The sequence below is a fragment of the Alphaproteobacteria bacterium genome (genome assembly GCA_020638555.1).
In the GTDB taxonomy this organism is placed as follows: Bacteria; Pseudomonadota; Alphaproteobacteria; order Bin95; family Bin95; genus JACKII01.
On record JACKII010000002.1, the window covers coordinates 1,042,742 to 1,055,607 of the forward strand.

Annotated in this window: 8 protein-coding genes; 2 read left to right on the top strand and 6 right to left on the bottom strand. The window is 67.4% G+C overall.

All coding sequences use genetic code 11. The features are described from left to right. Positions 1 to 304 precede the first annotated feature (304 nt). From H6844_10720 to H6844_10735, 4 genes are all read right to left on the bottom strand, one after another. Entirely contained in the window at positions 305 to 2,968 is a 2,664-nt protein-coding gene (locus H6844_10720) for a pyruvate, phosphate dikinase (GenBank protein MCB9929869.1), read from the bottom strand. Between the two features lie 169 nt (positions 2,969 to 3,137). After that, the gene (locus tag H6844_10725; GenBank protein ID MCB9929870.1) at positions 3,138 to 5,234 is read right to left on the bottom strand and encodes a glycine--tRNA ligase subunit beta; all 2,097 of its coding nucleotides are present in this window, start codon (positions 5,232 to 5,234) and stop codon (positions 3,138 to 3,140) included. A gap of 189 nt (positions 5,235 to 5,423) precedes the next feature. Next, positions 5,424 to 6,305 (bottom strand): glycine--tRNA ligase subunit alpha, encoded by an 882-nt coding sequence (locus H6844_10730; protein ID MCB9929871.1) that lies wholly within the window; start codon positions 6,303 to 6,305, stop codon positions 5,424 to 5,426. Between the two features lie 103 nt (positions 6,306 to 6,408). Continuing rightward, on the bottom strand, positions 6,409 to 7,596 hold the full coding sequence (locus H6844_10735) for a hypothetical protein (protein MCB9929872.1): 1,188 nt from the start codon (positions 7,594 to 7,596) through the stop codon (positions 6,409 to 6,411). Positions 7,597 to 7,720: 124 nt separating this feature from the next. Here H6844_10735 and H6844_10740 point away from each other — a divergent pair, with 124 nt between their 5' ends. Together H6844_10740 and H6844_10745 are read left to right on the top strand one after the other, a co-directional pair. Then, positions 7,721 to 8,500: an alpha/beta hydrolase gene (locus tag H6844_10740; GenBank protein ID MCB9929873.1), complete on the top strand. Its 780-nt coding sequence runs from the start codon at positions 7,721 to 7,723 to the stop codon at positions 8,498 to 8,500. Between the two features lie 18 nt (positions 8,501 to 8,518). Then, entirely contained in the window at positions 8,519 to 9,760 is a 1,242-nt protein-coding gene (locus H6844_10745; GenBank protein ID MCB9929874.1) for an LLM class flavin-dependent oxidoreductase, read from the top strand. 164 nt (positions 9,761 to 9,924) lie between these two features. On the opposite strand, the gene H6844_10750 is transcribed toward H6844_10745, so the two are convergent. Next, positions 9,925 to 11,091 (bottom strand): osmoprotectant NAGGN system M42 family peptidase, encoded by a 1,167-nt coding sequence (locus tag H6844_10750; GenBank protein ID MCB9929875.1) that lies wholly within the window; start codon positions 11,089 to 11,091, stop codon positions 9,925 to 9,927. Beyond that, a complete protein-coding gene (gene ngg / locus H6844_10755) occupies positions 11,088 to 12,866 on the bottom strand; it encodes an N-acetylglutaminylglutamine synthetase (protein MCB9929876.1) in 1,779 nt (592 codons plus the stop codon). Before ngg ends, H6844_10750 begins: the two co-directional genes overlap by 4 nt.

Sequence of the window (12,866 nt, forward strand, 5' to 3'; positions counted from 1 at the left end):
CAAGGCGCCGCAGAGTGGAGGCGGCGGAACGACACCCTGAGTCCAACCGCCGTTGCGATCGTTTGCTGCTGTTTCCCGGCCGCCGCGGAGCGGTGCGCCGGGACCGGTGTCATCCTTCGAACACCGGCACGGGCGGTGTTCGCACACCGCGAGCGGCCCCGGATCGGCGCTCCGCACCGTCCGGGGAATAGGGGCGGCGCTCCGCACCGTCCGGGGAACAAGAGTATCTCTGGCGCATCCGGGTCGCGCTCGGCCGCGCCGTGGCGTTTGCCGCCGCGTCGGTCCTCAGCCTCAGGCCTCCGCCTCAGCCCTCAGCCTCGGCAATCGCCGCCTGCGCTGCCGCGAGGCGCGCGATCGGCACGCGGTAGGGGGAGCAGGAAACGTAGTCCAGGCCGATGCGGTGGCAGAACGCCACCGACTGCGGGTCGCCGCCATGCTCGCCGCAAATGCCGAGTTTCAGGCCGTCCCGGGTCGCGCGGCCGCGTTCGGCGCCGATCCGCACCAACTCGCCCACGCCCTCCTGGTCCAGGCCGACGAACGGGTCGCGCTCGACAATGCCCTGGCGCTGGTATGCGTCCATGAAGCTGCCGGAGTCGTCGCGGCTGATGCCGTAGGTGGTCTGGGTCAGATCGTTGGTGCCGAAGCTGAAGAATTCGGCGCTTTCTGCGATCTCGCCGCCACGCAGGGCCGCGCGCGGCAGTTCGATCATGGTGCCGACCATATAGGGGATGTCGCAGCCTTTTTCCCGGGCGACCTCGCCGCCAACCCGGTCGATGACGGCTTTCAGGATATCCAGTTCCCGCTTGGTCGCCACCAGCGGCACCATCACCTCCGGCAGCACCGCAATGCCTTCCGCGGCCACTTCGGCGGCGGCCTCGAAAATGGCGCGGGCCTGCATCTCCGTCACTTCCGGATAGCTGATGGCGAGGCGACAGCCGCGATGGCCCAGCATCGGGTTGGATTCGGCAAGCCGCACCGCCCGCTGGCGCACCGCTTCCGGCGTGATGCCGATCACCTCGGCCAGATGGGCGATCTCGTGGTCCTGGTGCGGCAGGAATTCGTGCAGCGGCGGGTCGAGCAGGCGGATGGTGACGGCATAGCCCTGCATGATGCGGAACAGGTCGGCGAAATCCTGGCGCTGCATCGGCAGCAGCTTGGCCAGCGCTGCCCGGCGCCCGGCCTCGTCCTCGGCCATGATCATCTCGCGCATGGCGACGATGCGGTCGGCGTCGAAGAACATGTGTTCGGTGCGGCAGAGGCCGATGCCCTCCGCCCCCAGCGTCCGCGCGGTCTCGGCGTCGGCCGGCGTTTCCGCATTGGCGCGCACGCCCAGGCGGCGGATTTCGTCGGCCCAGCCCATGATGGTCGCGAACTCGCCCGAGACCTCCGGGTCCAGCGTCGGCACCTTGCCGGCCATGATCTCGCCGGTGCCGCCGTCCAGCGTGATGATCTCGCCGGCCTTCACCACGGCGTCGCCGGCAAAGAATTGCTGGCTCTCATAGTCGATGCGGATGTCGCCGGCGCCGGCCACGCACGGCCGGCCCATGCCGCGGGCCACCACGGCCGCATGGCTGGTCATGCCGCCGCGGCTGGTGAGGATGCCGCGGGCCGCGTGCATGCCGTGAATGTCTTCGGGGCTGGTCTCGATGCGGACCAGGATCACGTCCTCGCCGCCCTGCGCCCGCCTTTCGGCCTCGTCGGCGGAGAACACCACTGCGCCGGAGACCGCGCCGGGCGAGGCCGGCAGGCCGTGGCCCAGCAGCGTGCGCTCGGCGTCCGGGTCCAGGGTCGGGTGCAGCAACTGGTCCAGCGAGCCCGGCTCGATCCGGCTGACCGCATCCGCTTTCGAGATCACGCCTTCCGCCACCAGGTCGGCGGCGATTTTCAGCGCGGCCTTGGCGGTGCGCTTGCCCGAGCGGGTTTGCAGCATCCAGAGCCGGCCGCGCTCGACCGTGAACTCGATGTCCTGCATGTCGCGGTAATGGGCTTCCAGCGTGTTCTGGATGTCGACCAACTGCCCGAACACTTCGGGCATGACCTCTTCCATGGCCGGCAGGTCGGAGTCGTGCGCGTTCTTCGCCGCCACGGTGATGTGCTGCGGCGTGCGGATGCCGGCGACCACGTCCTCGCCCTGGGCGTTGACGAGATATTCGCCATAGACCTCGCGCGCGCCGGTCGACGGGTTGCGGGTGAAGGCGACGCCGGTGGCCGAGTCCTCGCCCATATTGCCGAACACCATGGCCTGGACATTGACGGCGGTGCCCCACTCCTCCGGAATGTCGTTCAGGCGGCGATAGACGACGGCGCGCGGCGTCTGCCAGCTGGCGAACACGGCGCCGATGGCACCCCAGAGCTGCGCCCGCGGGTCCTGCGGGAAGGGCTCGTCCAGCTCCTCCACGACCTTGGCCTTGTAGATCTCGACCAGTTCCTGCCAGTCGTCGGCGGAAAGCTCGGTGTCCAGGAAGGCGCCCCGCGTTTCCTTCAGGATGTCCAGTTCTTCTTCGAACACATGATGGTCGATGCCCAGCACCACGTCGCCGTACATCTGGATGAAGCGGCGATAGCTGTCCCAGGCGAACCGGGCGTCGGCGGCTTCGGCCATGCCTTTGACGGTCTCGTCGTTCAGGCCCAGGTTCAGCACCGTGTCCATCATGCCGGGCATGGAGACGCGCGCGCCGGAGCGGACCGAGACCAGCAGCGGATTGGCCACGTCGCCGAAGCCGCGCCCGGTCGCGGTCTCCACCTTGGCCAGCGCCGCCTCCACCTCATGCGCCAGCGCGCCCGGATAGGCTTTGCCGTTGGCGTAGTAATGGGTGCAGACATCGGTGGTGATGGTGAAGCCCGGCGGCACCGGCAGGCCGAGATTGCTCATCTCGGCCAGGTTCGCGCCCTTGCCGCCCAGCAGGTTGCGCATGGAGGCATTGCCCTGGCTGTTGCTGCCACCGAAGCTGAAAACCCATTGGCTCATGGTCATTTGGCTCCTGCCGTTCCTTGTCGTCCGTACGGGGCGCGCCTGTCTCCTTGCGTCATTGCGAGAAGCCGCAGGCGACGAAGCAATCCAGGACATGCGCTACGGTCTCATCCGCCGGCCTGGATTGCTTCGCCTCCGGCTCGCAATGACGGTGGAGAGTCGAACTTTACCCCTCGATCACCGCAAAATCGGCCACCTGGCTCATGGTATCGGTCATCTGGCCCAGCAGTTTCAACCGGTTCGCCCGCAAGGCGGGATCGTCGGCATTCACCGTCACCTGGTCGAAAAACGCATCGGTCGGTCCGCGCAGACGGGCCAGCAATTCCATGGCGCCGTCGAACTCCTCCGCCTTCAGCGCCAGCGAGAGGCCGGCCGAGGCCGCGTTGAGGGCGTCGGCCAGCGCCGCCTCCGCGGTTTCCGCGAACAGGCGCTCGTCCGGCAGGCCGCTCTGGCGGGCGCCGTCCTTCTTTTCTTCGATGGCGACGATATTGCCGGCGCGGCGATAGGCGGTCAGCAGGTTGGCGCCGTCGTCTGTGTCGAGAAATGCCGAGAGCGCGGCCACCTGGGCCATCAGGCGCACCAGATCGTCCTGCGCCTCCAGATTGAACACCGCGGCGACACGGTCGTGGCGCACGCGCTGCTCGCGCAGATGCACTTTCAGCCGGTCGGCGAAGAAGTCCAGCAGCGCGGAGGCGGTCTCGTCGGCCGAATGCTCGCCGGAGAGCATGCCGCCATAGGCCTCGTGTGCATAGAGGAAGGCGTTGCGGAGCGGCAGGCGCAGGCCGTTCTCCAGGATCAGCCGGATCACGCCCAGCGCGGCCCGGCGGAGCGCGAACGGGTCGCGGCTGCCGGTCGGCTTCTCGTCGATGGCGAAAAAGCCCACCAGCGTGTCGATCTTCTCCGCCAGCGCCACGGCGACCGAGACCGGCGCGGTCGGGCAGGCGTCGTTCGGTCCCTGGGGGGCGTAGTGTTCGGCGATGGCGTCTGCAACCGCCGCGTTCAGGCCCTCGCCGCGGGCGTAATAGCGGCCCATGACGCCCTGGAGCTCCGGGAACTCGCCGACCATGCCGCTGGTCAGGTCCGCCTTGGCGAGCGTGCCCGCCTCCATGGCCTTGTCGGCCTCGCATCCGGGAATGAACTTGGCCAGCATGCCCGCCAGCGCCGCGATGCGCAGCGTCCGGGCGCCGAGCGTGCCGAGGCGGGCATGGAACACCACGTTTTCCAGCGCCGGCACCCGGCTCGCGAGGCTGTGGCGCCGGTCCTGGTCCCAGAAAAACTTGGCGTCGGAGAGCCGGGCACGCAGCACCCGCTCATTGCCGGCAACCACCGCCTTGCCACCGTCCGCAGTCTCGCGGTTGGCGACGACGGCAAAGCGCGGCGCGAGCCGGCCGTCGGTTGTTTCCAGCGCGAAATATTTCTGGTGCTCGCGCATGGAGGTGGTCAGCACCTCCGGCGGCAGGTCCATGAACTCGCGGTCGATCCGGCCGACGAGGACCACCGGCCACTCGACCAGACCGGTGACCTCGTTCAACAAGCCGGGATCGGGGCGCAGGGCCAGGTTTTCCGCTGCGGCGGCCGTTTCCAGCCCGCCGGCGATCTTTGCCTTCCGCTCGTCCTGGTCGAGCATGACCTTGTGGTCGAGCAGCGCCTGCTTGTACTGCGCGAAATTCTCGATCGGGATCGGGCCGCGCGCCATGAAGCGGTGGCCCTCGGTTTCCGCTCCGAACGCCCGCTCGCCGAGCCCGCCGCCCAGGTCGAGCGAGCCGGCCAGCGGCTGGCCGCCGAACACCACGTTGATGCGCTGCAACGGCCGCACATAGCGAAAGGCGCCGTCGGCCCAGCGCATAGACTTCGGCCAGGGCAGGGCGCGGATGGCGTCGGCGATCATGGCCGGCAGCACCGCCGCGGTGGCCTGGCCCTCGATCTTCGAGACCGCGAACCAGAACTCGGCCTTGCCGACGGTGCGTTGCTCGCACTGGTCCAGCGAGGCGAGGCCGGCGGCGCGAAGGAAGCCCTCCACCGCCTTGTCGGGCGCGCCGACCCGCGGTCCCTTGCGTTCCTCGGTCCGGTCCGGCTGGCGTTCGGCCAGGCCCTCCACCACCAGCGCGAGGCGGCGGGGCGTGACATAGGCCTTGGCACCCTCAAAGGCGAGGTGGGCGTCCTGCAACCGCTTCACCACGGCGCCCTGAAAGTCCCGCGCCGCCTGTTCCTGCATGCGCGCCGGGATTTCCTCGGAGAGGAGTTCGATCAGCAATTCGGCCATGATTCTACTGTGCCTCCCCAACGACCGTCATTGCGAGGAGCGCAGCGACGAAGCAATCCAGATCGACGATACCGTCACGCTGCGAAGCCACCCTGGATTGCTTCCCCCGGCCCCAGGCCGGGGTCGCAATGACGTCCAAGGAGAAGGGGGGGGGCGTACCGGTCCGTGTTGAGAGATGCAAACAATCCATCACGCCGCCTCCTCGACCAGATGGCCGCGCGCCTTGAGCCAGCCGGCGGCCGCCCCCCGCGCCAGCGCCCGCACGCGGCCGATATAGGCCTGCCGCTCGGTCACGCTGATGACGCCGCGGGCGTCCAGCAGGTTGAAGGTGTGGCTCGCCAGGATGCACTGGTCGTAGGCGGGCAGGGGCAGCCCCACCGCCAGCAGCTTCGCGCTCTCGCGCTCGGCGTCCTCGAAATGGCGGAACAGGGTGGACGTGTCCGCATGCTCGAAATTGTAGGCGCTGAACTCGCGCTCGCTTTGCAGGAACACGTCGCCATAGCGCAGGCCGGCGCCGTTGAAATCCAGGTCATAGACGTTCTCGACGCCCTGGATATACATGGCCAGCCGCTCCAGCCCGTAGGTGATCTCGCCGGAGACGGGGGTGCAGTCGAAGCCGCCCACCTGCTGGAAATAGGTGAACTGCGTCACCTCCATGCCGTCGCACCAGACCTCCCAGCCCAGGCCCCAGGCGCCCAGGGTCGGGCTTTCCCAGTCGTCCTCGACAAAACGGATGTCGTGATAGTCCGGGTCGATGCCGATGGCTTTCAGCGAGCCCAGATAAAGGTCCAGAATGTCCTCCGGGTTCGGCTTCAGGATCACCTGGAACTGGTAGTAGTGCTGCAGCCGGTTCGGATTCTCGCCATAGCGGCCGTCGGTCGGCCGGCGCGAGGGCTGCACATAGGCGGCCTTCCAGTGCTCCGGCCCCAGCGCACGCAGGGTGGTCGCCGGGTGAAAGGTGCCGGCGCCGACGCACATGTCGTAAGGCTGCAACAGGGCGCAACCCTGCGCGCCCCAATAGCGTTGCAACGCCAGGATCATGTCTTGAAACGACAATGGAGCATCGGCCACGGGCGAACCCTCGCTTGAGCGGGCGGTATGGTGCGGTGCACCAAAGTCCGGGAACGTGACGGATTCAAGACGCCCCAACGCCGCAGACCGGCGAAGTTTGGCCTCAACCGCCAAACAAATTCTTGAACAGGGTAAAGATGGCGGTCGCCGCTCCGGTCGGTGCATCCTCGCCGCTGATCACCACCTGGTGCACCAGCGGCCAGACCACCGTGATGCTGTAGCCCACGAACAGCCGGCGCAGCGTCTCCGGGCCGATCACCCAGGTATCGACCTGGCGCACTGCATAATGGCGGTTGGAGAGGTCCGCGATTTCCCGCCGCAACGCGTCCCGGCTTTCGATGTCCTCGGCCTGGCGCTCGGCGTGGTGCCGGTCGGCGATGCGCGATTCCAGTTCCCGCAGCAGCGGTTCGAACTCGTCCCGCTTGATCGCCGCCACCCAGCGGTGCAGGTGCCAGAGCGGCGACAGGAAGGCCAGCCAGAGAAAAGCGACGGCGACGATCCAGACCCCGATAAACGGATTGGACCAGTGGTCATAGGTCCGCCAGCAGCCTTCGGCCCGGCCCCAATAGGGGATGATCAGCCACCAGATGAACAACCAAAGCACCGCCGGCAGGGTCAACAGCGCCTGACTGGTCAGGAAGCGGGCGAAAGGCTGCAGGCCGCAGCGCTGGTCGCTGTGGCCGGGCAGGGGGCTCAACTGGGCACCCAGGCTTTTCAGGCGGGTCAACGCCAGTCCATACCCGGCCGCGCGGCCCAGGCGAATGCCGGCCAGCGCCCCGCAGCCGGTCATCACCACCAGCATCGTCAGCAGGTTCGTCACACAGGCGGGCCTGCGCGCGCGCCAGGCACTGTCGGTCAGCACCTTGAGGGAATAGCAGGATGAACCCGGGCGGTCGGAAAACGCATCCTGCAAGGTTGCCCCCACCAGCGCCGCGGCCATCACGAAGAAGACGATGGCGCACGAGATCCTCGCCACGCGTTTCACGAACCCGTCCAACTCCGACGTCATCTGATCGGCCGTCTTGTCCGCGACCAGCACGCCGCTGCGGCAGACCTGGCGCAGCAGGCTGTGGAAGCGCCGCTCCTGCTCGGTGCTGTAGATGCCGGTGATGACGAAGGTGGCGACCCCGGTCAGGAACATGAAATCCCAGTTGCACCAGAGCGTTCCGAACGCCTGCCACTCCAGCCAGGTCCGCCAGGCCAGAGCCAGCCCGATCAACCCGAACGTGCCGTACCAGAGGGCATATTGCTCCGGTTCGAAATAGCGGGAGACAAAGCGGACGACGGGCATGGACCGTCCCATTGCGAAGGGGTTGCGCAGCTAGGTATGCAAAATTGCCGCAGCTTCGTGTTGACACTGCGACGATAGTAGCAGACGCTGCCGCCAAACCAACAATGTCAGAGGATTTGCCCGAATGCCCATTGATTGGAAAGAGGCGACCCACGCCATTGCCGGCACCAATGTTCGGGTGCGGGAGGCGGGCAGCGGCGCGCCCGTGGTGGTGTTGCATCACGACATCGGCACGCCCGAGCGCCTGCCCTTCTACGACGCCCTGGCGGCCCGCTATCGCGTCATCCTGCCGATCCATCCCGGCTGGGGCCTGACCAGCGAGCGGCCGGAATGGGCGCGCTCGGTCCGCGATATCGCCGTGATGTACCGGATGTTTCTGGCGACCCAGATCGCGGAAAAACCGCACCTTGTCGGCCTCGGCTTCGGCGGCTGGATCGCGGCGGAAATGGCGACCATGGCGCCCAACGACACCGGCAAGCTGGTGCTGGTCGGCGCCATGGGCGTGCAGCCGAGCGAGGGCTTTATCATGGACATGGCCATTCACGGCTATCTGGACTACGCCCGCGCCTTTTTCCACGATCCGGCCAAGTTCACCGAGGTCTGGGGCGAGCCGGACGGCGACATGCTGGAGAATTTCGACATCTGCCGCGAGATGTGCTTCCGCACCGCCTGGAAGCCGTACATGTTCAGCCACACCCTGCCGAACCTGCTGCAATCGGTGCCGAACCCGGCCCTGCTGGTCTGGGGCGATCACGATCAGGTGGTGCCGAAGAGCAGTTGCGAGCGCTACCTCGCCGCGCTGCCGAACGCCCGCGCCGAGACGGTCGCGAACTGCGGCCACGCCGTCGACATGGAAAAGCCCGATCACCTCGCCGGCCTGATCGGCGACTTCCTGAACGCTTAAGGGAAGGAGACCCCGCTCATGGACCTGCTCTATTTCACCGAACAGCCGATGTCCGCTTATCCCGAGGAAGCCGGTCGCGACTTCGGCGCCACGGCGCTGATGTTCTCGAACAAGCACTTCGACCCGAAGGAAGGCAGCCGCCTCTACAACGAGTTCATCGAGCAGTACAAGCTGGCCGAGGAAGTCGGCATCGACGGCATCATGCTGAACGAGCACCACAACGCGCCGTTCTGCATGCAGGCCAAGGCCAACATTTTCGCCGCCATCCTGGCGGCCGTGACCGAGCGCGTGAAGATCGTCATGCTCGGCAACCCGCTGCCGCTCTCCGAAAACCCGGTGCGGCTGGCCGAAGAGCTGGCGATGATCGACATGATCTCGAAAGGTCGCCTTGTCTCCGGCATTGTCCGCGGCGGCGGGCAGGAGCAACTCGCGGCCGGCGTCAACCCCGCCTACAACCGCGAGCGCTTCGAGGAGGCGCACGAGGTGCTGATCCGCGCCTGGACGGAACAGGGGCCGATCCGGCACGAGGGCAAGCACTACCAGAACCGGGTCATCAACCCCTGGGCGGTGCCGCTGCAAAAGCCCTATCCGCGCATCTGGGTCCCGGGCGTCATCAGCCGCGAGACCATCGTCTGGGCCGCGAAGCAGCGCTATCCCTATGTGGCGCTGAACACGTCCATCGAAGACACCAAGAAGATCTGGGATTTCTACGATTCGATCGCCGCCGAAGCCGGCTACACCGCCGGGCCGGAGAATCGTGGCTACCTGATCCAGGTGCACATCTCCGATTCGGAGGAAAAGGCGGAAAAGAACGCGCGCCAGTTCCGCTGGATGCAGGGCGAGTTCACCGGCCTCGCCCATCCGGTCTGGTCGACGCCGTCCGGTTATTCCTCGCCCAGCAACCGCCGCGCCTTCGTCGAGTTCGCGGCGGGCCTGAAGGCGAACCCGCGCGGCCAGACGACGTTCGAGCAGCAGGTCAACGACATGCGCATCATCTACGGCACGCCGGACCAGGTGGTGGCGAAGCTCAAAATCATCCTGGAGCAGACCCGGCCCGGCATCCTCGCGCTGTGGGGCAATGACGGCAAGGTCAGCCAGGAGGACTCGCTCACCTGCATCCGCCTGATGGGGCAGGAGGTGTTCCCGGCCATCCGCGAGATCGCCAAGGAACTGGACCTGAAAAGCCCGGACGAGGCCGGCGCGCCGGTGCATCTGCGCTATTCCAAGGACCTGCGCAAACCCTCGGTCGCTGCGGAATAGGGGGGGCGTCTGCGCTCCCAATTTTGGGTGCGACGCCGGCCCCGGGCGAGGCGGAGCCGAGACCGGGGCCGGCGTCGTCCATCGAACGCCGCCGCCGCGTCTGTTCGAGAGAGCAACCGGTCCCGGATGCCCGCTTCGCAGGCTCCGGGACACAGTCTACCCCGTCACGAGTCGACGTTTTCGATGTCCGGCGTCAACTCCTGCCCCGCCGGCTCTTCCGGCTGGGTGGTGAAGCCGGTGAGGTCGGTCATGGCGTGGCGGTCGCGGGCAATCGCGACCTCGCTGCGCGCATAGCAAGTCAGCAACTCCGCCAGCGAGCGCAGCGCGTGCACATGGATGCGCTCATAGCCATGGCTGGCGTCGACGCCAAAGGTGACCAGCGCCGTGCGCACGTCCGCCCCGGCTTCCACCGCCGACGCGCTGTCGGAGCGGTAGAACCGGAACACGTCCTTCTGGAAGCGGATGTCGTTGTCCCGGCAGAGCGCCGCCAGCTTGCGGGTCAGGTGGTAGTCGAACGGGCCGGTCATGTCGGCCATCGAGATGGTGACGCCGAATTCCGCGGAATTCTGCCCCGGCGCCGACGTGCCATTGTCCACAGCCACCAGCGAGGCGATGTTCGGCAGCAGGATCGAGGCCGCACCGTGGCCGACTTCCTCGGCAATGGTGAACATCCAATAGATGTCCACCGGCGGCGGGTCCGCCTGTACCATGGCCTGAATCGCCGCCAGCATGATGGCGACGCCGCCCTTGTTGTCCAGATGGCGCGAGACGATGAAGCCGTTGTCCAGGAATTCCGGCTGCGGGTCGATGGCGACGATGTCGCCCACCTCGATGCCGAGCCGGTGAACGTCCTCGGGGTTCATGGCATAGGCGTCGATGCGCAGTTCGACATACTCCCAGCCGACCGGCAGCGTATCGACATCGTCGCCATAGGTGTGGCCGGAGGCCCGCAGCGGCAGAATGGTGCCGCGATAGGAGCCGGCGTCGGTAAAGACGGTGGTGCGGGCGCCTTCGGCAAAGCGGGCCGACCAATGGCCGATGGGCACCACTTCCAGCCGCCCGTTCGGCTTGATCGCCTTGACCTGCGCGCCCAGCGTGTCGACGTGGGAGACGATGGCCCGCGCGGACGTCATGGCCTCGCCGGGCAGGCGCGCCCGGATGGCACCGCGCCGCGTCAACTCGTAATGGACGTCCATCCGGTCCAGCTCGCCGCAGACATAGCGGACCACGGAATCCGTGTAGCCGGTGGGACTGGGGATCGCCAGCAGCGCTTCCAACTGGTAGCGCAGATAGTCGATGTCGATGGTCAGCCGTAGCGGCGCTTCGCTCATTCTGGACTCCGGGCCCGGGCCTGGCGGGCCGATGCGGGGATGCTGAGGGGAAACAGCAGGTCGATGAAGCGTTCGGCGGTCGGTTGCGGCTCGTGATTGGCCAGGCCCGGCCGCTCGTTCGCCTCGATGAAAACATAGTCCGGCTGGCGCGGCCCCTTGACCATCAGGTCGATGCCCGTCACCGGGATCTCGATGGCGCGGGCCGCCTCGATGGCGGCATTGATCAGCGTCGGATGGGTTTCGGCGGTGACGTCGTGGATCGTGCCGCCGGTGTGCAGGTTGGCGGTCTTGCGCACCACGACCTCCGTGCCGCAGGCGGGCACGGAATCGTAGGTATAGCCCGCCGCCGCCAGGCACCGTTCCGTTTCGTCGTCCAGCGGGATCCGGCTTTCCCCGCCGGTTGCCGCCGCCCGCCGCCGGCTCTGGCTTTCGATCAGGCGGCGGGCGTTGGCACTGCCGTCGCCGACAATGCGGGCGGGACGGCGCAGGGCGGCGGCCACCACCTTGTAGTCGATCACCACCAGCCGCAAATCCTGGCCTTCGAAACAGGCTTCCACCACCACGTCAGGGCAGAGCGTGCGGGCGCGCTCGATGGCGGCGGCAATTCCGGCGGGCTCGGTCAGCCCGACGGAGATGCCCTTGCCCTGTTCGCCCCGCGCCGGCTTGACGACCACGCTGCCATGCTCGGCCACGAAGGCCTGCACGGCCTCCGGCGTCGGGTCGGTCAGTTGCGCCGGCACGCGCACGCCTGCCGCCTCCACCAGGCGGCGGGTCAGGCGTTTGTCGTCACAGATGGTCATGGCGACGGCGGAGGTGAACTCGCTCAACGACTCGCGGCAATGCACGCTGCGCCCGCCATAGGTCAGGCGGAACAGGTTGGCTTCGGCATCGGTCACGGTCACGGCAATGCCCCGCCGCTTTGCCTCGTCGGTGATGATGCGGGCATAGGGGTTGAGGCTGGCATCTTCGGCGCCGCCGGTAAACAGGCGCTCGTTGATCGGGTTCTTGCGCTTCACCGCGAACACCGGCACGCGGACGAAGCCCAGCTTCTCGTAAAGCGCGATGGCCTGGGTGTTGTCGTGCATCACCGACAGGTCCATGAAGCTGGCGCCGCGGGCGGTAAAATGGTCCGCCAGCCGTCGCACCAGGCTCTCGCCGATGCCCGCATGCGGGGCATCCGGCGCCACCGCCAGGCACCAGAGCGAACTGCCCCGTTCCGGGTCCTCGAAACAGCGCGCATGATCCAGCCCCATGACCGAGCCCAGAATCGCCCCGGTCTCCGCATCCTCGGCCACGAACACGGTCATGGAGCGGGCATCGCGATGCGACCAGAAAAACTCGGTCGGCACGGTCACCATATTGTGGGCGGCATAGATGGCGTTGACCGCCTCCGCATCCCGTCGGGTCGAGAGTCGGCGGATAAAGAAGGTGTGCGGCCGGCGCCGCGCCGGGCGGTAGGTGGAGAGGTCGAGGCGATAGGTGTGCGACGGGTCCAGAAACAGCTCCTGCGGCGCCCGGGCCAGCAAAACGTGCGGGTCCTGCACATAGAGGGCGATGTCCCGCCGGTCCGGCCCTTCCGCCGCCAGCACCTCCACCACGTCTTCGTTGCGTTCGAAAGTGTGGGCGAAGATCAGGCGCCCCCAGCCGCAATTGACGACCGCGTTCGGCTGGGGCTTGCCCGCCGCCGTCGGCAGGGGGCTGGAGCCATACTGGCGTTGGCGCCGGAAGCGGTGCTCATAGGCACCGCGGCGGCGCTGCGCACTCGGATCGCGCAT